A 206-nucleotide genomic window follows, 5' to 3' on the forward strand; every position below is an offset into this window, starting at 1 on the left:
GTGATGACGAGGCACTACGGTGCTGAAGTAACAAATGCCCTGCTTCCAGGAAAAGCCTCTAAGCATCAGGTAACACGAAATCGTACCCCAAACCGACACAGGTGGTCAGGTAGAGAATACCAAGGCGCTTGAGAGAACTCGGGTGAAGGAACTAGGCAAAATGGTGCCGTAACTTCGGGAGAAGGCACGCTGATATGTAGGTGAAG

1 rRNA gene is annotated in these 206 nt (G+C 51.0%); it reads left to right on the forward strand.

The window, feature by feature from the left end:
- A 23S ribosomal RNA gene (locus FDW92_RS04865) occupies positions 1-206 on the forward strand; the annotation flags it as partial.

It is taken from the genome of Citrobacter sp. wls706, from assembly GCF_005281305.1.
Lineage (GTDB): Bacteria > Pseudomonadota > Gammaproteobacteria > Enterobacterales > Enterobacteriaceae > Citrobacter > Citrobacter werkmanii.